Source organism: Streptomyces cyaneofuscatus (assembly GCF_000718135.1).
In the GTDB taxonomy this organism is placed as follows: domain Bacteria; phylum Actinomycetota; class Actinomycetes; order Streptomycetales; family Streptomycetaceae; genus Streptomyces; species Streptomyces cyaneofuscatus.
In genome coordinates, this window is the sequence record NZ_JOEM01000005.1 from 35,267 (window position 1) to 54,663 (window position 19,397).

20 protein-coding genes are annotated in these 19,397 nt (G+C 74.1%); 8 read left to right on the forward strand and 12 right to left on the reverse strand.

Annotation, left to right across the window (positions count from 1 at the left end):
* Positions 1-246: 246 nt before the first annotated feature.
* The 7 genes from IF17_RS0109200 to IF17_RS0109230 are packed head-to-tail and all read left to right on the forward strand — an operon-like array spanning position 247 to position 8,078.
* Positions 247-1,335, forward strand: coding sequence for an ADP-ribosylglycohydrolase family protein (locus IF17_RS0109200; protein ID WP_030564031.1), 1,089 nt, complete (start codon positions 247-249; stop codon positions 1,333-1,335).
* Positions 1,332-2,579, forward strand: coding sequence for an ADP-ribosylglycohydrolase family protein (locus IF17_RS0109205; RefSeq protein WP_030564033.1), 1,248 nt, complete (start codon positions 1,332-1,334; stop codon positions 2,577-2,579). The genes IF17_RS0109200 and IF17_RS0109205 overlap by 4 nt, the downstream gene beginning before the upstream one ends.
* On the forward strand, positions 2,503-3,699 hold the full coding sequence (locus IF17_RS0109210; protein WP_030564034.1) for an ADP-ribosylglycohydrolase family protein: 1,197 nt from the start codon (positions 2,503-2,505) through the stop codon (positions 3,697-3,699). The genes IF17_RS0109205 and IF17_RS0109210 overlap by 77 nt, the downstream gene beginning before the upstream one ends.
* A complete protein-coding gene (locus tag IF17_RS0109215) occupies positions 3,696-5,114 on the forward strand; it encodes an ADP-ribosylglycohydrolase family protein (RefSeq protein ID WP_244890447.1) in 1,419 nt (472 codons plus the stop codon). Before IF17_RS0109210 ends, IF17_RS0109215 begins: the two co-directional genes overlap by 4 nt.
* Positions 5,111-6,001 carry a ribokinase gene (gene rbsK, locus IF17_RS0109220; protein WP_030564038.1) on the forward strand — a complete coding sequence of 297 codons (891 nt, stop codon included), beginning with the start codon at positions 5,111-5,113 and terminating at the stop codon, positions 5,999-6,001. The genes IF17_RS0109215 and rbsK overlap by 4 nt, the downstream gene beginning before the upstream one ends.
* Positions 5,998-7,215, forward strand: a complete 1,218-nt coding sequence (locus IF17_RS0109225) for a CaiB/BaiF CoA transferase family protein (RefSeq protein WP_030564040.1) — start codon at positions 5,998-6,000, stop codon at positions 7,213-7,215. Before rbsK ends, IF17_RS0109225 begins: the two co-directional genes overlap by 4 nt.
* Positions 7,212-8,078, forward strand: a complete 867-nt coding sequence (locus tag IF17_RS0109230; RefSeq protein ID WP_030564042.1) for an HpcH/HpaI aldolase/citrate lyase family protein — start codon at positions 7,212-7,214, stop codon at positions 8,076-8,078. The genes IF17_RS0109225 and IF17_RS0109230 overlap by 4 nt, the downstream gene beginning before the upstream one ends.
* A 49-nt stretch (positions 8,079-8,127) precedes the next feature.
* Here IF17_RS0109230 and lgt read toward each other — a convergent pair whose 3' ends face one another.
* The 11 genes from lgt to hisI all read right to left on the reverse strand — a co-directional run bounded on the left by lgt (position 8,128) and on the right by hisI (position 17,313).
* Positions 8,128-9,093: a prolipoprotein diacylglyceryl transferase gene (gene lgt, locus IF17_RS0109235; RefSeq protein ID WP_030564044.1), complete on the reverse strand. Its 966-nt coding sequence runs from the start codon at positions 9,091-9,093 to the stop codon at positions 8,128-8,130.
* A 121-nt stretch (positions 9,094-9,214) separates the two neighbouring features.
* Positions 9,215-10,042, reverse strand: a complete 828-nt coding sequence (locus IF17_RS0109240; RefSeq protein WP_030564046.1) for a DsbA family protein — start codon at positions 10,040-10,042, stop codon at positions 9,215-9,217.
* Between the two features lie 102 nt (positions 10,043-10,144).
* Complete coding sequence (trpA, locus tag IF17_RS0109245) at positions 10,145-10,957, reverse strand: tryptophan synthase subunit alpha (RefSeq protein ID WP_030564048.1); 813 nt, start codon at positions 10,955-10,957, stop codon at positions 10,145-10,147.
* The gene (gene trpB / locus IF17_RS0109250; protein WP_030564050.1) at positions 10,954-12,240 is read right to left on the reverse strand and encodes a tryptophan synthase subunit beta; all 1,287 of its coding nucleotides are present in this window, start codon (positions 12,238-12,240) and stop codon (positions 10,954-10,956) included. Before trpB ends, trpA begins: the two co-directional genes overlap by 4 nt.
* A 150-nt stretch (positions 12,241-12,390) precedes the next feature.
* A complete protein-coding gene (gene trpM / locus IF17_RS0109255; RefSeq protein ID WP_030564052.1) occupies positions 12,391-12,606 on the reverse strand; it encodes a tryptophan biosynthesis modulator TrpM in 216 nt (71 codons plus the stop codon).
* Positions 12,607-12,627: 21 nt separating this feature from the next.
* Complete coding sequence (gene trpC / locus IF17_RS0109260; RefSeq protein ID WP_030564054.1) at positions 12,628-13,437, reverse strand: indole-3-glycerol phosphate synthase TrpC; 810 nt, start codon at positions 13,435-13,437, stop codon at positions 12,628-12,630.
* A 115-nt stretch (positions 13,438-13,552) separates the two neighbouring features.
* A complete protein-coding gene (locus IF17_RS0109265) occupies positions 13,553-14,056 on the reverse strand; it encodes a DUF2752 domain-containing protein (RefSeq protein WP_106980157.1) in 504 nt (167 codons plus the stop codon).
* A 304-nt stretch (positions 14,057-14,360) separates the two neighbouring features.
* Positions 14,361-14,612, reverse strand: a complete 252-nt coding sequence (locus tag IF17_RS0109275; RefSeq protein WP_030564058.1) for an HGxxPAAW family protein — start codon at positions 14,610-14,612, stop codon at positions 14,361-14,363.
* Positions 14,613-14,746: 134 nt separating this feature from the next.
* The gene (locus IF17_RS0109280; RefSeq protein ID WP_030564061.1) at positions 14,747-15,412 is read right to left on the reverse strand and encodes a TIGR02234 family membrane protein; all 666 of its coding nucleotides are present in this window, start codon (positions 15,410-15,412) and stop codon (positions 14,747-14,749) included.
* A 14-nt stretch (positions 15,413-15,426) separates the two neighbouring features.
* Complete coding sequence (locus tag IF17_RS0109285) at positions 15,427-16,920, reverse strand: anthranilate synthase component I (protein ID WP_030564063.1); 1,494 nt, start codon at positions 16,918-16,920, stop codon at positions 15,427-15,429.
* 9 nt (positions 16,921-16,929) lie between these two features.
* A complete protein-coding gene (hisI, locus tag IF17_RS0109290; protein ID WP_030564065.1) occupies positions 16,930-17,313 on the reverse strand; it encodes a phosphoribosyl-AMP cyclohydrolase in 384 nt (127 codons plus the stop codon).
* 84 nt (positions 17,314-17,397) lie between these two features.
* Here hisI and IF17_RS0109295 point away from each other — a divergent pair, with 84 nt between their 5' ends.
* Positions 17,398-18,030, forward strand: coding sequence for a TIGR03085 family metal-binding protein (locus IF17_RS0109295; protein WP_030564067.1), 633 nt, complete (start codon positions 17,398-17,400; stop codon positions 18,028-18,030).
* Positions 18,031-18,033: 3 nt separating this feature from the next.
* On the opposite strand, the gene IF17_RS0109300 is transcribed toward IF17_RS0109295, so the two are convergent.
* On the reverse strand, positions 18,034-19,365 hold the full coding sequence (locus tag IF17_RS0109300) for a PucR family transcriptional regulator (protein ID WP_030564069.1): 1,332 nt from the start codon (positions 19,363-19,365) through the stop codon (positions 18,034-18,036).
* Between the last annotated feature and the right edge of the window lie 32 nt (positions 19,366-19,397).

Here is a 19,397-nt window from a genome sequence, read left to right on the forward strand (position 1 = left end):
GAGTGGTTGCCTGTACAACTTTCGACAAAGTCCAAGGTACGCCGGACGGGCGACCTCCGCCAGCAAGGCAGGCCTGGCTTACCACCCCTCTGACCTGCGAAGAAAGGCCAGCCTCAGCTCCGTACCGGGGTCATCCGACCGGCCCCTTTCTGCCGCTGTCCGGCCTCCGGTCACGTTCCGCGTGGCAGATATGCGCAAGAGCCCGGAATCGGACTCGGACGCGCCGGACGAGCGGAGGGCGACGCCATGGACACGGCCGTCGGCAAGGAACGGGGCAGGGGTGCGCTGCTGGGGCTCGCGGTCGGGGACGCGCTCGGCGCGCCGGCGGAGAATCTGCGGCCCTCGGAGATCCGCCGCCGCTGGGGACGGATCGAGGGGTTCGTGAGCAAGGACCCGGCGGGCACCGACGACACGGAGTACGCGATCTTCTCCGGGCTGCTGCTGGCCCGGCACGGCTCGGCGCTCACCGTCTCCCATGTGGAGCGTGCCTGGCACCACTGGATCGCCGATCTGGACGAGGGCCCGTTCCGGGGCGCCGGGTTCAGCGAGCGCGGCACCCTGGAGAACCTCCGCCGGGGCCTCGCCGCGCCGATCTCCGCCCAGCACCGGCACGCCTGGAGCGACGGCCTGGCGATGCGGGCGGCCCCCTTCGGGGTGTTCGCCGCCGGACACCCCGCCGAGGCGGCCCGGCTGGTGGCGGTGGACGGCCGGGTGAGCCACGAGGGCGAGGGGATCTACGGGGGTCAGGCGGTGGCGGCCGGGGTCGCGGCGGCCATGGTCGGCTCGGGCCTCGCCTCGGTGATCGCGGCCGCGCTCTCGGTGGTCCCGATGGACTCCTGGACGGCCCGCTCGCTGCGCCGTGCGGTGGCGGCGGCCCAGCGCCCGTACCCGGACCGGCTGACGATGGAGCGGGCGGTGCGCTCGGCGGTGGTGATCGGCGGCTACCCATGGACGGACCTGGCGCCGGAGGCGGTGGGCCTGGCGTTCGGGGCGTTCACGGCGGCGCGCGGCGATTTTCGTACCGCCGTGCTGACCGCCGTGAACATGGGGCGCGACGCGGACACGACGGCGGCGGTGGCGGGGGCCCTGGCCGGGGCGCTGCACGGGGCGGGCGCGATCCCGCCGGAGTGGGCGACGGCGATCGGGCCGGTGCGGGGCAGCTGCCTGCCCTCGATGCGGGGGTACCACGTGCTGGACATCGCGGACCTGCTGACGCCGGTGGGCGCGGAGGCGGTGGAGAGCCAGGGCCGGGGCGGTGGGCGTGAGCCTTCCGCCGTACGGGACATGGCGTCGGTGGCCGCTTCCTTCGAGCCCGTACGGGAGGAGCGGCGATGACGACACCCAGGCTGCCCGCGAGCGTCACCGCCCCCTCCCGGCGCGCCCGGATCGAGGGCCTGCTCCTCGGCCTCGCCTCCGGGGACGCCGCCGGGTGGCCCGCCGCGCGGCACCGGGCGGCCCGGATGCCCGAGTGGACCCGGCGGCTCACCCGGGAGCTGGACACCTTCGCCGAGCAGAACGCCACGACCACGCTCCCCGTGCCCATCGCCCTCAACCAGCCGCCCGAGCCCCTGCGCCTCGGCCCGTCCGACGACGCCGAGTGGGCCGCGTTCGCCGGCCGTACGGTGCTGGCGGCGGCCGACGACGCGGACGGCCTCTCCCCGGGCCGCCGGATGCGGGACGCGGTGGACCGGGCCTGGAACGCGCTGGCCGCCACCGTCGCCGCCGCGAGTGCCCGGGCCCCCGAGGTGGAGGCGGCGGTGCTCCCGCTGCGCGCCCGGATCTCGGTACGGGCCGGGCTCGGCAACCTGGCCGCCGGGCTGCGGCCGCCCGCCACCGGGCACGACAACCCGCACTACTTCGACGACGCCGCCTGCGTCCGGGCGGCCGTGCTCGCCGTCGTCCACCCGGGCGATCCGGAGGAGGCGGCGGCCCTCGCGGAGTTCGACGCCCGCTACACCCAGGACGGCGACGGGGTGCACGGCGCCCGCGCCATGGCCGCCGCGATCGCGGTGGCGCTGACCGGGGCGGACGTCGACGCGGTGGTGAACGCCGCCCTCGCCCAGCTCCCCGACGGCACCGAGATCGCCCGCAACGCCGCGCACGCGGTCCGCCTCGCCCGGGAGTTCGCCGACGAGCCCGCCGGGGCGTTCGCCCTGGTCCCGGTCCTGGAGCACCAGATCGTGGACCACGTCTACAGCTACGGGATCGCGGCGGCGGAGACCGTCCCCGTGGCCCTGGCCCTCACCACCGCAGCCCGGGGCGAGATCGCCCAGGCGCTCCCGGCCGCCGCCTGCCTCTCGCGGGTCGCGGACTCCGCGCCCGCCCTGGCCGGGGCGCTGACCGGGGCGATCGGCTCGGTCGCCGCCGTACCGGCGGGCTGGCGCGAGGCGTGCCGGACGCTGGCGGGGTGTGCGCTGCCCCGGCTCGCGGGCACGGATCTGGTCGAACTCGCCGGGCTGCTGGCAGCCACGGAACCGGCCACCCCGGGTGGACAATTCCGGCATGACGCCCACAACGGCCACGGCAGCCGAGCCCGTCCCCGTCCCCTCGACACCGCACTCCCCTCCCGGCCTCGATGACCGCATCACCCGGGCCCTCGTCGGCGCCGCCGTCGGGGACGCCCTCGGCGGCCCGGTCGAGGGCTGGACCCCCGAGCAGATCGCCGAGCGCCACGGCGGCCGGGTGACCGGGATCGTCGGCCCGTGGCACGGCGAGGACTGGCGCACCGCCCGCCTCATCGCCCCGTACCACAAGGGCGACGGGCACGTCACCGACGACACCCTGATGACCCACGCCCTGGTCCGGGTCTACGAGAAGGTCCGCGACCACCTGGACGCGTACGCCGTCGCCGACCACCTCGTCCCGGACCTCCTCTCTCCCCGCTGGATCCCGGAGCTGGAGGCCGAGGCGCTGCCGCTCCAGCGGATCTTCCTGGCGGAGAAGTGGATCGTGGCCCGGCTGCACTACGGGCACGTCGACCCGCGCGAGGCCGGTGCGGGCAACATCGTCAACTGCGGGGCCGCGATGTACATGGCCCCGGTCGGCCTGGTCAACGCCGGCCACCCGGAGGCCGCGTACGCCGAGGCCCTGGAGGTCGCCGCGCCCCACCAGTCCTCGTACGGGCGGGAGGCCGCCGGGGTCTTCGCGGCAGCCGTCGCCGCCGCCTGCCACCCGGGCGCCACGCCCGCTTCGGTGGTCGACGCCGTACTCGCCCTGGCCAAGGACGGCACCCGGTCCGCGATCGATGCGGTCTGCGACGTGGCCGCGCGCCACGACGACTTCGAGGCCGCGCTCGCCCCGCTGCGGGCGGCGGTGGAGCCGTTCGACACGGTCGGCCCCGACTACCGCTCCCCCGCACTCGGCGCCCGCCGCCCCTCCCGGTTGCACGCCATCGAGGAACTGCCCGTCGCACTGGGCATGCTGCTGGTCGGGGGCGGTGACTACCGGCGTACGGTGCTCGGTTCGGTCAACTACGGGCGGGACTGCGACTCCATCGCCACGATGAGCGGCGCGATCGCGGGCGCGCTGGGCGGTGAGGTCCCGGCCGACTGGGCACAGACGGTGGCGCAGGCGAGCCGGCTGGACCTGGAGGCCCCGGCCCGGACCCTGGCGCAGGTGGCCCGGGAGGTCTTCGCCCGGGACGTGGAGCGCCGCCGGTCCCACGAGGAGGCGTTCACCGCGCTGGCGGGTACGCGGTGAGCGTCCACCCCCTGCCCCAGGACCCGAACGTCCGCCTGCACCAGGACCGGCCCGTCCGCCTCACCTGGGTGCAGCCCGAGGATCTGGTCGGGCACGAGCTGCGGCAGGCCGCGCAGGACGGCCGGGACGCCCGGGAGATCGAGGAGCGGTGGTACGCGGCCGGGGGCTCGCCCGCCCCGGAGTGCGCGGGCGCCTCCGAGCCGCCCGCTCCGCCCCGCCTGCGCGAACTGGCCGGGCAGCTCCTCGACGAACTCGCCCTGCTGGAATCGCCGTTGTCCGCCGACGAGCCCACCGAGCTCGCGGACATCATGGCCGCCTGCCCGCAGTGGCCCGGCCCGCCCGAGGCCGCGGCCACCGTCGGCCGGGACCGGCTGCACGCGGCCTGGCTCGGCCGGGCGGCGGGCTGCCTGCTCGGGAAGCCGGTGGAGAAGCTGCCGCTGTACGGCATCCGCGCCCTGGCCCGCGCCACCGGCAACTGGCCCCCGACCACCTGGTTCACCGCACGCGGCGTGCCCGACGAGCTGCTGGCCGCCCACCCCTGGAACCGCCGCTCGGCCCCCACCTCGCTCGCCGAGAACATCGACGGGATGCCCGAGGACGACGACCTCAACTACCCGCTCCTCACCCTCCTGCTGCTCCAGCGGCACGGGCGCTCCTTCACCACGGCCGACCTGGCCCGCCTCTGGCTGGACGAACTCCCGGCGGGCCGCACCTTCACCGCCGAGCGCATCGCGTACGGCAACCTCCTCGCGGGCGTCGAACCCCCACGGACCGCTCGCCTCCGCAACCCGTTCCGCGAGTGGATCGGCGCCCAGATCCGCGCCGACGTGCACGGGTGGACCCACCCCGGCGACCCGGCCGGGGCCGCCGCCCAGGCCCACCGCGACGCGGTGCTGACCCATACCGCCAACGGGGTCTACGGCGCGATGTTCACAGCAGCAGCGCTCGCCGTGGCGGCGGGCGGGGAGAGCGATGTGCACGGCTGCCTGGCCGCCGGGCTGAGGGTGGTGCCGCCGCACTCGCGGTACGCCGGAGCGGTCCGGCTCGGCATCGAAACGGCCCGTACGGAAGGGGAGTTCGACCTGGTGGTGGACCGGTTGCACGGCGCGTATGCCGACACCCACCACTGGGTACACGTGCTGCCCAACGCCGCGCTGCTCGCCGCCGCCCTCACCCACGCCGACGGCGACTTCACCCGGTCGATCGGCTGCGCGGTCTCCGGCGGCTGGGACACCGACTCCAACGGGGCCACCGCGGGCTCCCTCGCCGGACTCCTCGCGGGCACCCCGGACGCCCTGCCCGACCACTGGACGGCCCCGCTGAAGAACCGCCTCGCCACCTCCGTACCCGGCTACGACCGCACCGGCTTCGACACCCTCGCCGCTCTGACCCACCAGGAGGCTCTGCGCCCATGACCCGAATCGCGGTGCTCGGCAGCACCAACATGGACCTCGTCGCCTACACCGCCCGCGCCCCGGAACGCGGGGAGACCGTCACCGGCCGGGAGTTCCGGACGATCCCCGGCGGCAAGGGCGCCAACCAGGCCGTCGCCGCCGCCCGCGCGGGCGGGGAGGTGACGATGATCGGCGCGGTCGGCGACGACGCGTACGGTGCACAGCTCCGCGACGGCCTCGAACACGCCGGGGTCGACACGGACCTGCTCCACACCGCCGAGGGCCCGAGCGGCACCGCGCACATCGTGGTGGACGACTCCGGGTCCAACGCGATCGTGGTGATCCCCGGCGCCAACGGGGTCGTCACCGCGCTCGGCCCCGGCGAGATCGCGGCCATCGCCGCCGCCGACCTGCTGCTGATGCAGCTCGAACTCCCGCTCTCCGCCGTCGTGGAGGGCGCCCGCGCGGCCAGGTCCCAGGGCGTACGGACCATCCTCACCCCCTCCCCCGTACAGCCCCTGCCCGATGAACTCCTGGACCACATCGACCTGTTGATCCCCAACGAGCACGAGGCCGCCGAGCTCTCCGGGCAGGCCGAGCCGCACGCCGCCGCGCAGATCCTGCTGCGGCAGGTGCCGGAGGTGATCATCACGCTCGGTGCGCGGGGCAGTCTGTACGCGGCCCGGGGCGGCGAGCCGGTGCTGTTCGAGGCCCCCGAGGTGCGGGTCGTCGACACGACCGGGGCCGGGGACACCTTCGTCGGGGCGCTGGCGGTGGCGCTCGGGGAGGGGCGGCCGGTGGCGAAGGCGCTGGCGTTCGCCTCGTCGGCCGCCGCGCTCTGCGTCCAGAAGCCGGGCGCATCCACATCCATGCCGTACCGCAGCGAGATCGAGGCCGATGCCGTATGAGTACGACAGCAGCAGGGCCCGGCACACAGGCCGGCCCTCTGACCGGGCTGCAGGTCATCGACCTCGCCACCCTCTTCGCCGGGCCGCTCGCCGCCACCATGCTCGGGGACTTCGGCGCCGATGTGATCAAGGTCGAACACCCCCGTAAGCCGGACCCCTCGCGCGGGCACGGGCCCGCCAAGGACGGTGTCGGCCTGTGGTGGAAGCTGCTCGGCCGCAACAAGCGCACCCTGACGCTGGACCTGTCCGCCCCCGGTGGCCGGGACGTGCTCCTCCAACTGGCCGCCGAGACCGACGTCATCGTCGAGAACTTCCGGCCCGGGACGCTGGAGCGCTGGGGCCTGGGTCCCGAGGAGCTGCACGCCGTCAACCCGCGTCTGGTGCTGGCCCGGGTCACCGGGTTCGGGCAGTTCGGGCCGTACGCGCACCGGCCCGGGTTCGGCACGCTGGCGGAGGCGATGAGCGGGTTCGCGGCGATCACCGGGGAGCCGGACGGGCCGCCGACGCTGCCGCCGTTCGGACTGGCGGACTCCATCGCGGCGCTGGCGACGGCGTACGCGGTGATGGCCGCGCTCGCCGGGCGGGAGAAGACGGGCGAGGGGCAGGTGGTGGACCTGGCGATCATCGAGCCGATCCTCACTGTGCTGGGCCCGCAGCCCCTCTGGTACGACCAGCTCGGTTACGTCCAGCCGCGCACCGGCAACCGTTCCCGCAACAACGCCCCGCGCAACACCTACCGCACCGCCGACGGCCACTGGGTCGCGGTCTCCACCTCCGCCCAGTCGGTGGCCGAGCGGGTGATGCGGCTGGTGGGCCGCCCGGAGCTGATCGACGAGCCCTGGTTCGGGTCGGGCACCACCCGGGCCGAGCACACCGAGGAGCTGGACGGGGCGGTCGGCCACTGGATCTCCCGCCACAGCCGCGAGGAGGTGCTGAACGGCTTCGAGAAGGCGGAGGCGGCCGTGGCGCCGATCCATGACGTACGGGAGGTGATGGAGGACCCGCAGTACCGGGCGCTGGGCACGATCGCCGAGGTCGACGACCCGGAGCTGGGGCCGCTGCGGATGCAGAACGTCCTCTTCCGGCTCTCTCAGACCCCGGGCGGCATCCGCTGGGCGGGCCGCCCGCACGGCGCGGACACCGAGGAGATCCTGGCCGGCCTCGGCCTCTCGGAGACCCGGATCGCGGCGCTGCGCGACCAGGGGGCGCTGTGACCGGCCGCCCGATCCCGGGCCCGCCGCTGCCGGAGGGCCCGCCGCCACCCCTCGGCCGACCCCCGCTGACCTGGCTGTACGTCCCCGGGGACCGGCCGGAGGTGGTGGCCAAGGCGCTCGGCTGCGGGGCGGACGTGGTGATCGTCGACCTGGAGGACGCGGTCGCCCCCGACCGCAAGGAGTACGCGCGCGCCGCCACCGCCGAACTCCTCGCCGACCCGGTGACCGCCGCCCCCGACGCCGTACCGGTTCATGTCCGGGTGCACGGCGAGGACGACATCCGCGCGCTGACGCACCTGCCGGGCCTCTCCGGATTCCGCCTGCCCAAGATCACGCACGCGGTCTCCGTGCACCATGTGGCGGCGGTGGCCCCCGGGGTACCGCTCTATCCGCTGCTGGAGTCGGCGCTCGGTGTCGAGCACGCGTACTCGATCGCCTCGGCCGACCCCGCCGTCCGGGGCATCGCCCTGGGCGAGGCGGACCTCCGTGCCGACTTGGGCGTACGGGAGGACAGCGGGCTGGACTGGTCGCGCAGCCGGCTCGTGGTGGCGGCCCGGGCGGCCGCGCTGCCGCCGCCCGCGCAGTCGGTCTTCCCGGACGTGCGGGACCTGGACGGGCTGTGGGCCTCGTGCGTACGGGGGCGGGGGCTCGGGCTGCTGGGGCGGGCGGCGATCCATCCGCGCCAGCTGGAGGTGATCGAGCGGGCGTTCCGGCCGACGGACCGGGAGATCGAGGCGGCGGAGGAGATCATCGCGGCGTCGATGGTGGAGGCAGGGGCGCTGGCGCTGCCCGACGGGCGGTTCGTGGACGCGGCGGTGGTGGCGTCGGCGCGCCGCACACTGGCGATCGCCGGGCGGTCCTGAGGTCTCTCTCAGGTCCGCCCGGCGATCGGGGGCAGTGCGCGCGGGGGGGTCAGCTCTTGTCGGCTGCCTCGGGGGCGCTGTCCTTCTTCTTCAGCGGGTCACTGTCGTCGGCGCCGGCCTCCGGCGTGTCCTTCTTCAGCGGGTCGCCGTCCTTGTCGGCGGCCTCCGCGTCGTCGTCCTTCTTCGCGGCCTCGGCGGCGTCCTTGTCCGGCTCCACGATCTCCTCGCGGCCCGGGCGGAGCTTCGCGGAGATCACGATGTAGGCGACGGCGAGGACGAAGACGAAGATCGCGGTCCACACGTTCAGGCGCAGGCCGAGGATGTGGTGGGCCTCGTCGACCCGCATGTACTCGATCCAGCCGCGCCCGGCGCAGTAGGCCGCGACGTACAGCGCGAACGCCCGTCCGTGGCCGAGCTTGAAGCGGCGGTCGGCCCAGATGACCAGCAGCGCGACGCCGATGCACCACAGCGACTCGTAGAGGAAGGTCGGGTGGTACGTCCCGGCGACCCGGTTCGGGCCCTCGCTGATCTCCAGCGCCCACGGGAGGTCGGTCGGCTTGCCGTACAGCTCCTGGTTGAACCAGTTGCCCCAGCGGCCGATGGCCTGGGCGATGGCGATACCGGGGGCCAGCGCGTCCGCCCAGGCGGGCAGCGGAATGCCCCGGCGGCGGCAGCCGATCCAGGCGCCGACGGCACCGAAGGCGATGGCGCCCCAGATACCGAGGCCGCCCTCCCAGATCTTGAAGGCGTCGACCCAGTTCTGGCCGTCGCTGAAGTAGAGCTGGTAGTCGGTGATCACGTGGTAGAGCCGGCCGCCGACGAGGCCGAAGGGCACGGCCCAGACGGCGATGTCGGCCACGGTGCCGGCTTTGCCGCCACGGGCGACCCAGCGCTTGTTGCCGATCCAGACGGCGACGAAGACACCGATGATGATGCAGAACGCGTAGCCGCGGAGCGGGATCGGGCCGAGCTCGATCACGCCGGTCGACGGGCTGGGAATGGAGGCAAGGTTCATGACGAGGTCGACGCTACCTTGCCGGGCGGTGGGTACGGCAAGCCACCCGGCAACGTCTGGGTAACGAGGGCCCTGTCACGGGCCCGTACCGCCCGCCCTCTCGGGGACCTCCCCCGGCCCCTCAGGAAGCGGGGGCTGACGGGGTGGCGGTGCCGGGCTTCTTGCCCTTGTTGGCCTCCATGACCCACTTCTTCAGGTTCTCCACGGAGATCTGCTCGTCGCCCTTCTTCGGGAAGATCGACTCGCCGTTGAGGAGGGCGGTCGGGGTCCCCTGGAAGCCGCCCTCGCGGAACGCGGTGTCCGACTTCTGGACCCAGCTGTCGTGCTCGCCGCTCTCCACACAGGTGCGGAAGGCGGGGGTGTCGAGCCCTTCGACCTCTGCGGCCAGCTCGATCAGCCGGCTGTTCTTGGCGAAGGCGTCGTCGGGCTCGGGAGGCTGGTTGCGGAAGAGCACATCGTGGTACGGGGCGAACTTGCCGACGTCCTGGGCGCAGGCGGCGGCGTTGGCGGCGCGCAGCGAGCCCTTGCCGCCTAGGTTGCCGTCGATGATCGTGGCCAGGTGGTAGTCCACCTTGAGCTGGCCCGCCTCGACCAGCTCCGTGATGGTGTCCCGGAAGGCGTTCTCGAACTGGGCGCAGACCGGGCAGCGGAAGTCCTCCCAGATCGTGAGCGTGGACGGGGCGTCGGAGGCGCCGACCGGGAGGGTCAGAGAGTCCTCGCCGGTCGCCCCCGACGGGGTGATGGCGGGGCCGGACGCGCTGTCGCCGCCGCCGTCCTTGCCCACGTTGGCCGCGATCAGGCCGACCACGGCGGCCAGCGCCAGGACGCCGACCACGGCGGAGGAGACGATCAGCGTACGGCGGCGCTTGTCGCGGCCTTTTTCCCGCTCGCGCTGCTGGGCCAGGCGCTCACGCGCACTTCGGTTTCCCTCAGGAATCTTGTCGCTCACACCCGCAGCAACGAACCGGGGAGGCACGTACGCGCCTCCCCGGTCCATATTCCACCCATTCAGGTGACTTCGACGGTCACCGCTTTCGAACGCCCTGCGCCGTCAGCGCTTGCGGACGCCCTGGGCCAGCTCGCCCGCCAGCGAGCGGACGGCGTCGAGGCCGGTGGCCTCGTCGGGGGCGTCCAGGATCGCCTTGACGAAGGCCGAGCCGACGATGACGCCGTCGGCGAATCCGGCGACCTCGGCGGCCTGTTCGGCGTTGGAGACACCGAGGCCGACGCAGACCGGCAGGTCGGTGGTGGCGCGGGTGCGGCCCACCAACTCCTGGGCCTGGGCGCCGACCGAGGCACGGGTGCCGGTGACGCCCATCAGGGAGGCGGCGTAGACGAAGCCGCTGCCCGCCGCCGTGATGGTGGCGAGGCGGGCGTCCTGGCTGCTGGGGGCGACGACGAACACGGTGGCGAGGCCGTGCTTCTCGGCGTGCTCGCGCCACAGCGCGGACTCCTGGACCGGCAGGTCGGGCAGGATGCACCCGGCGCCGCCCGCCTCGGCCAGCTCGGCGGTGAAGCGCTCGACGCCGTACCGGTCGATGGGGTTCCAGTACGTCATGACCAGGATCGGGACCCCGGTGGCCTCGTACGCCTCGCGGACCGTACGCATCACGTCGGCAATCCGGACCCCGCCGCGCAGGGCGATGTCGTCGGCGGTCTGGATGACCGGCCCGTCGAGCACCGGGTCGCTGTGCGGGAGCCCGATCTCCACCACGTCGGCGCCGCCGGCGATGACGGCCTTGACCGCCTCGATGCCGCCGTCGACGGTCGGGAAGCCGGCCGGGAGGTAGGCGATGAGCGCGGCCCGGTCCTCGGCCTTGGCGGCGGCGAGGGTGGTGCTCAACAGCTCGATGTTGCCGCTCACTTGGCATCCCCCTCGATCTCGGCGCGGTCGCTGTCCGCGTCCGCCTCGACGGCGGCGTCGGTGTCGTACAGCCCGAAGTAGCGGGCGGCGGTGTCCATGTCCTTGTCACCGCGGCCGGACAGGTTGATGAGGATCAGCCCGTCCTTGCCGAGCTCCTTGCCGAGGTCCAGCGCACCGGCGAGCGCGTGGGCGCTCTCGATGGCCGGGATGATCCCCTCGGTACGGGAGAGCAGGCGGAGGGCCTGCATGGCGGCGTCGTCGGTGACCGCTCGGTACTCGCCGCGCCCGATGTCCTTGAGGTACGAGTGCTCCGGGCCGATGCCCGGGTAGTCCAGACCGGCGGAGATGGAGTACGGCTCGGTGATCTGGCCCTCGTCGTCCTGGAGGACGTAGGAGCGCGAACCGTGCAGGATGCCGGGCTCTCCGGCCGTCAGGGTCGCCGCGTGCTCGCCGGTCTCCACGCCGTGCCCGGCGGGCTCGCAGCCCACCAGGCGGACCTCGGTGTCCGGGATGAAGGCGTGGAAGAGGCCGATGGCGTTGGAGCCGCCGCCGACACAGGCGACCGCCGCGTCGGGGAGGCGGCCGGTGCGCTCCAGGAGCTGGCGGCGGGCCTCGACGCCGATGACGCGGTGGAAGTCGCGGACCATCGCCGGGAAGGGGTGCGGACCCGCGACCGTACCGAAGAGGTAGTGCGTACGGTCCACGTTGGCGACCCAGTCGCGGAACGCCTCGTTGATGGCGTCCTTCAGGGTGCGGCTGCCGGACTTCACGGCGACGACCTCGGCGCCGAGCATCCGCATCCGGGCCACGTTCAGCGCTTGGCGCTCGGTGTCGATCTCGCCCATGTAGATGGTGCAGTCGAGGCCGAAGAGGGCGCAGGCGGTCGCGGTGGCGACGCCGTGCTGACCGGCTCCGGTCTCGGCGATGACCCGGGTCTTGCCCATGCGCTTGGTGAGGAGCGCCTGGCCGAGCACGTTGTTGATCTTGTGCGAGCCGGTGTGGTTCAGGTCCTCGCGCTTGAGGAAGACCCGGGCGCCGCCCGCGTGCTCGGCGAAGCGCGGGACCTCGGTCAGCGCGCTGGGGCGGCCGGTGTAGTTGACCATGAGCTCGTTGAGCTCGGCGGCGAAGGCCGGGTCGGACTTGGCCTTGTCGTACTCGACGGCGACCTCGTCCACGGCGGCGACGAGCGCCTCCGGGATGAACTTGCCGCCGTAGGCACCGAAGTAGCCCTCGGCACTGGGGATCAGACCCTCGGGGTCCGGGATGAAGAATTCGGACGTCATGCGACGTGCTCCTTGGCATGCAGGGCAACGGGTGGGTTCACCGTATGCGCGGAGGAGCGAGCGCCACCGGGACCGGCGTGCGGTCGGGGTGGTGCGGTCGTACGTACGGGTGGAGAGGTGGGGTACTGCGGTACGTCGGCCGGGGCTCGCCTACAGCGCGGTCCCCGGGCGCCATCGCATCCCGTTCACCTGGCCGGGCTCGTCGCCGATCACGTACCGCACCCGCCGTCCGTGCACACGCCGGGCGGGGGCGCGGCAGCCGCGCGGGCGGCAGCCGCGCGCCAGCGGGGCGTGCGGGTCCCGGGCCGGGGCCCCGGCGGGGCGCAGGCCCGGCCGGGTACGGGCGGCGGCGGGACGGTCGGTCATGGTCGCTGTCGTCCGTCCCGGTCAGCCGCGGCCGTGGCGGAGCGCCGGGTGGGCGCCCGCCGCGACGAGGTCGGCGACGGCGGCGCGCGGGTCGCGGCCGGTGACCAGGGACTCGCCGACCAGGACGGCGTCGGCGCCGGCGTTGGCGTACGCGATCAGGTCGTGCGGGCCCCGGACGCCGGACTCGGCGACCTTGACGATGTGGTCGGGGATCTCGGGGGCGACGCGCTCGAAGGTGGAGCGGTCGACCTTGAGGTCCTTGAGGTTGCGCGCGTTGACGCCGATGATCTTCGCTCCGGCGTCCACGGCGCGCTCCGCCTCCTCCTCGTCGTGCGCCTCGACGAGCGGGGTGAGCCCGATCGACTCGGCGCGCTCGATCAGGGAGACCAGGGCCTCCTGATCGAGGGCGGCGACGATCAGCAGGGCGAGGTCGGCGCCGTACGCCCGGGCCTCCCACAGCTGGTACGAGGTGACGATGAAGTCCTTGCGGAGGATCGGGGTGTCGACCTTGGCGCGGACGGCCTCCAGGTCGGCGAGCGAGCCGCCGAAGCGGCGCTCCTCGGTGAGGACCGAGATGACGGAGGCGCCACCGGCCTCGTAGTCCGCGGCGAGCGCGGCGGGGTCCGCGATGGCGGCAAGGGCCCCCTTGGACGGGGACGAGCGCTTGACCTCGCAGATGACGGTCACGCCCTCGCCGCGCAGGGCGGCGACTCCGTCCTTGGCCTGGGGCGCGCGGGCGGCGCGCTCCTTCAGCTCGTCGAGGCTGACGTGCGCCTGCCGCTCCGCGAGGTCGGCGCGAACGCCGTCGATGATCTCGTCGAGCACACTCACGCGAGCGGCCCCCTTCCGGAACGGTTGACGGTGAACAGGATCAGCCATACCGATGGTATCCGCAGGAGGCCCCCGGGCCCGCATCCGGCCACGCCGCGTCCCACTACCTGGGCATTCAGGGCGCCAGGGCCGAGCCGAACGGCAGATTCCGGACGACGGTGAAGATCAGGAGCAGCGCCCCGATGCTCCACCACCAGCCGGGGGCGAGGACGATCCGGAGCGGCTGTCCGCGCCAGGCCCGGACGAGCCAGATGACCCAGACGGCGGCGAAGAGGAAGTAGCCGGTGGTGGCGACGGCGTTGGCGGAGAAGGCGGCGCCGAGGTCGCCGTGGATGAAGGCGTGGGCACTACGGAGTCCGCCGCAGCCGGGGCAGAACGCGCCGGTGATCTTGAGCAGGGGGCAGACGGGGTAGTGGCCGGGCTCGTTGGGGTCGACGGTGCCGACGTAGGCGAAGGCGGCTGTGACGGTGGCGAGGATGCCGAGGGGGGTGGCGAGGCGGCGTACCCGGGTGGCCGGAGGGCCTGGTTGGGGCGCGCCGGGCCCTGCCTGGGCGGTCCGGGGCACCCCCCAGCCCGTCCGGCGTTTGAGGACGGAACCGTGGCCTTGGGGGCCGGGCACCTGCGAGGGTTCCTCACCCGAGGGGCCTGTGCGCTCCGGGCCCACCCCCGCGGGGGTTCCGTCCTCAAGCGCCGGACGGGCTGAAAGGGCGCGGGCTTCGTCCGCGGACGACGGATCGGCCGGAAGGGGGCGGGCCATGTCCGGGGACGGGCAGACCGTCAGGGGCATGTTCCAGGGGCCGACGCCCTCGGGCTCGGCTTCGGGGGGCGGGTTCGGGGTGGCGTCCACCCGGTGATTGTCCCCGCTCATACGGAAAGGCGCAGCCCACCCGGGGCTGCGCCTTGCTGCGTGTCGGACGCGCGGGTCAGTGGGAGACCTGGGCCTCGCCGGCGCGCGCCCGGGCCTCCACCAGCTCGGCGGACTCCTTCGGCATGCCGAAGCCCGCGAGCTTCATGGCGTAACCGACGATGCCACCGGCGAAGATGACGGCGATACCGGCCCAGAAGCCGAGCGGGTTGGCCGCGACCATGAAGACGCCTGCGACGCAGAAGCCGATGAAGGCGATGATGACACCGGTCCAGGCGGCCGGGGTGTGTCCGTGGCTCGTGCCCGCCATGAGTTGCTCCTTGTTGGTGTTGCGCGGTGGGTATCGCGTGGGTGTCGCTGCAGCTGTCGCTCGGGGGACGGCTCGCCTCCATTGTCCCGTACGGGAGCACCGGAGGTGAGCCGGGGGTCCGCCCTCGGCGGTGTCTAGCCCGTCGGGTCCTCGCCCCGGTCCAGCGCCTTCCACAGCTCCTCGGGCCGGTCCGGGTCCGGGGCGGTGCGGGGCGCCTTGCGGGGGCGCGGGGTGCCGTCGCGTTCGTAGCGGCCCGACATCGTGGGCCAGCGGCTGCCGAAGCGCAGGGCGAGCAGCCCGGCGACCAGAATCAGCAGGCCCCCGGCGGCGGTGACGTACGGCCAGGCGGTGTGGGTGAGGGCGTCGATGGTGGCCGCCGCGTCACCGGTGGTGCGGGCGGCCTCCTCGTCGAGGGCCGTGCTGTCGGTCGCGCCCACCCACGCGCTGAGCGCGGCGCCGAGGCCGCTGAGGGCGAGGAGCGCGGCGACGATACGGCGGCCCGCGCCGCGGACGGCGAAGACGGCGACGAGGGCGGCCAGGCCGACGATCGCCAGGGCGGCCGGGGCCCCGGTGACGTCCTGGCCGTCGGCGGTCAGAGGCAGGGCGCCGCCGCCGGTCGCCGCCCGGCCCTCGGCCCAGACCTGGCCGGAGGCCAGCAGGACGACGGTCGAGCCGGCCGCGCCCAGGAGCAGCGCGGCCGCGAGCGACCGGCGGCCGCCTCGGCCGCCCGAGGAGTCGGGCGCGGGGTCGGCGGTGACGGCACGGGGCTGGGGTACGGGAACAGCACTCACGCGTTCCACTATCCCCTACCGCCTCAGCGGTCGTGGAGCCGGTTGGCCGTATGGACGGCGCGCAGCACGGCGGCCGCCTTGTTGCGGCACTCGTTGTCCTCCGCGACCGGGTCCGAGTCCGCGACGACACCGGCGCCCGCCTGCACGTACGCCGTGCCGTCCCGCAGCAGCGCGGTGCGGATGGCGATGGCGGTGTCGGAGTCCCCGGCGAAGTCGAGGTAGCCGACGCAGCCCCCGTACAGTCCGCGCCGGCTCGGCTCCAGCTCCTCGATGATCTGCATGGCGCGCGGCTTGGGGGCGCCGGAGAGGGTGCCGGCGGGGAAGCAGGCGGTGAGGACGTCGAAGGCGGTGCGGTCCTCGGTGACGCGGCCGGTGACGGTGGAGACGATGTGCATCACGTGGGAGTACCGCTCGATCGACATGAAGTCGACGACCTCCACGCTGCCCGGTTCGCAGACCCGGCCCAGGTCGTTGCGGCCGAGGTCGACGAGCATCAGGTGCTCGGCGCGCTCCTTGGGGTCGGCGAGCAGCTCCTCGGCGAGCGCCTGGTCCTCCTGCGGGGTGGCGCCGCGGTGCCGGGTCCCGGCGATCGGGTGGACCATCGCCCGCCCGTCCTCGACCTTGACCAGGGCCTCGGGGCTGGAGCCGACGACGTCGAACCCGTCGAAGCGGAAGAGGTACATGTACGGGGACGGGTTGGTGGCCCGCAGCACCCGGTAGACGTCCAGGGCGCTCGCCGTGCAGGGGGTCTCGAAACGCTGGGAGGGGACGACCTGGAAGGCCTCGCCGGCGCGGATGCGCTCCTTGATGTCCTCGACGGCGTCCTGGTAGGCCTCGCCGCCCCAGAGCGCGGTGTACGGGGGCAGCTCGGACGGGGGCAGGACGGCCGGGGCGTTCTCGACCGGACGGCGCAGGTCCTGCTCCATGGCGTCCAGGCGGGCGACGGCGTCCGCGTGGGCCTCGTCGACGCCGGTGGAGAGGTCGTTGTGGTTGATCGCGTTGGCGATCAGCAGGACGGTGCCGTTCTGGTGGTCGAGGACGGCGAGGTCCGAGGTGAGGAGCATGGTCAGCTCGGGGAGCTTCAGGTCGTCGCCACCGTGCTCGCCGATCTTCTCCAGCCGGCGGACGACGTCGTAGCCGAGGTAGCCGACCATGCCGCCGGTGAAGGGCGGCAGGCCCGCGTCGCTCACCAGGTCGCGCGGGGTGTGGAGGGTCTCGACGGTGGCGCGGAGGGCCTCCAGCGGGTCGCCGTCGACCGGGACGCCGACGGGCGGGGTGCCGAGCCAGTGGGCCGCGCCGTCGCGGGCGGTGAGGGTGGCGTCGCTGCGTACGCCGATGAAGGAGTAGCGCGACCAGGTGCGGCCGTTCTCCGCGGACTCCAGCAGGAAGGTGCCGGGGCGCTCGGCGGCGAGCTTGCGGTAGAGGCCGACCGGGGTGTCGCCGTCCGCGAGGAGGCGGCGGCTGACGGGGACGACGCGCCGGTCGACGGCCAGCTTGCGGAAGGTGTCGAGATCCATGGCCGGACCTTAGCTGTCGAGGAGGGTGAGGACGTCGGCGTCGAAGCAGGTGCGGTCGCCGGTGTGGCAGGCGGCGCCCGTCTGGTCGACCTTGACCAGCACGGTGTCGGCGTCGCAGTCCAGGGCGACGGACTTCACCCGCTGGATGTGGCCGGAGGTGTCGCCCTTGACCCAGTACTCCTGGCGGCTGCGCGACCAGTAGGTGCAGCGGCCGGTGGTGAGGGTACGGTGCAGCGCCTCGTCGTCCATCCAGCCGAGCATCAGCACCTCGCCGGTGTCGTACTGCTGGGCGATGGCCGGGACCAGGCCGTCGGCGCCGCGCTTGAGGCGGGCGGCGATGGCGGGGTCGAGGCTGCTGGCGGGCGGCGTGGAGCCGGGCGTGCTGCTGGTCATGGCCCCATTGTGCCGTGGTGGCGGCGGCCTTCCGGGCGGACGTCCACTGGGCGGACCCCGGGTGACGGTCGTACGCTGGCGGGCATGTCGACCCATGCGAAGCGTGAACGTCTTCTGCTCGCCGATCTGTTGGAAGCGGCCGGTCCCGAGGCCCTGACCCTGTGCGAGGGGTGGAAGACCCGTGATCTGGCCGCCCATGTGGTGGTCCGTGAGCGCCGCGCCGACGCGGCGGGCGGGCTGGTGATCTCCGCCCTGAAGAACCGTCTTGAGCGGGTGCAGGCCGAGTTCGCGGCGAAGCCGTACGAGGAGCTGATCCAGCTGATCCGTACGGGCCCGCCCCGGTTCTCCCCGATGTCCCTCAAGCAGATCGACGAGGCGGCGAACACGGTGGAGTTCTTCGTCCACGCGGAGGACGTACGCCGGGCCCAGCCGGACTGGTCGCGGCGCGAGCTGGACCCGGTCTTCGCCGATGCGCTCTGGTCCAACGTCGAGAAGACCGCCCGGGTACTGGGGCGCAAGTCCCCGGTGGGGCTGGTGCTGCGCCGCCCGGACGGCCGGACGGCGGTGGCCCACAAGGGCGCCCCGGTGGTGACGGTGACCGGGGAGCCCTCGGAGCTGCTGCTGTTCGCGTCCGGCCGGCAGGACGCGGCGGACGTGCAGGTGGAGGGCGAGAAGGAGGCGGTGGACCGGCTGCACCGGGCGGCGCTGGGGATGTAGGCCCTACGACCCGAGGAGCCGCCGGGCCGCCAGGGCGAGGGAGACCTCGACGGCGTCCCGGGGGCGGGTCAGGCAGCGTCCCGTGAGCTGTTCGAAGCGGCGGAGCCGGTTGAGGACGGTGTTGCGGTGGCAGTAGAGCCGCGCGCCCGCCCGCTGCGCCGAGCCGTCCGCGTCCAGCCAGGCCGTCAGCGTCTCCAGGATGACGTCCCGGTCCGAGGGGTCCAGCCGGTCCAGTGGCCCGAGCACCCGGTCGGCGAGGGCGGAGCCGAGGGCCGGGGACGAGACGACGAGGGCGTCCGGGAGGTGCTCGTCCAGCAGGACCGTGCCCCCGGAGGCCGGGCAGGCCCGTAGCGCGGTCTCCGCCAGCCGCCGGGCGTCCCCGAGCGCGGCCAGGCCGTCGACGGCGGAGCCTATGCCCGCCCGGGTTCCGGCGGGGGCGTCCAGGGCGTCGGCGATGGCGTGCAGCTCGCCGGGTTCACCCGGATCGCCGGGGCCGCCGGTGAGCCGGAGGATGGCGAAGGCGGCGTCGGGGCCGGTGTGCCAGAGGGGGGCCGCGCCCGGAGCGGTGCTCAGGCCCTCGCCCGGTGACAGTGCGGCCGCGAGGTTCAGGGGTGGCCGGGCGGGGTCCTGCTGAGGTCCTCCCGGGGCGGAGGCCACCGCGAGTACGGCGTACCGCCCCTGTTCCGGCAGCCCCAGCATCGCCGCCGCCTCGCAGAGGTCCGCGATCCGGGCGGTCCCGTCGAGCAGCGCCGCCACCATCAGCCGCTGCTGGTTCTCGCGCCGCCAGGAGAGCCGCCTCTCGGCCTGCCGGTAGGCGTCCGCGACGATGCCGCAGTGCTCGTCGACGAAATTCCACACGTCGGCGGCGACATGGACGAGCAACCGTACGTCGTCGGGGTCGCGGCGGGCCGTCTCGTCCACCAGGTCCTGCCAGACCATCGCGCCGCCCATGCGGAAGGCGTGCAGGACGGCGTCGAGCGGTACGCCCTGTCCGGCGCGGATCTCGCCGATCCAGCGGGAGGTGCGGTGGGCGGCGTCGCGGAACTCCCGGGGCTGGATCAGCGAGCCGACGTTGTGGCGCAGCGAGTGGTGGACCTCCTGCCAGACCTCGGCCCGGTCCGAGTCGATCGCCGCCCGGTAGCCGGGCTCCTGCTCGTACAGGGCCTCGACGAGCCGGTCGGTGAGGACCGGGAGCGAGGCGACGAGGACCCGGGCGGCCCGGTGCAGCACCTCGACGGCTGCGCGGTCGGCCAGGGAACGGAAGCTCCGGGGCAACGGCGTCGCGGGGTGGGCGCCGTGCAGCACCGCGATCCGCGAACGTACGACCTGTGGCATGGCGGCCTCCACCGGGAATCGGCCGGCTGCGC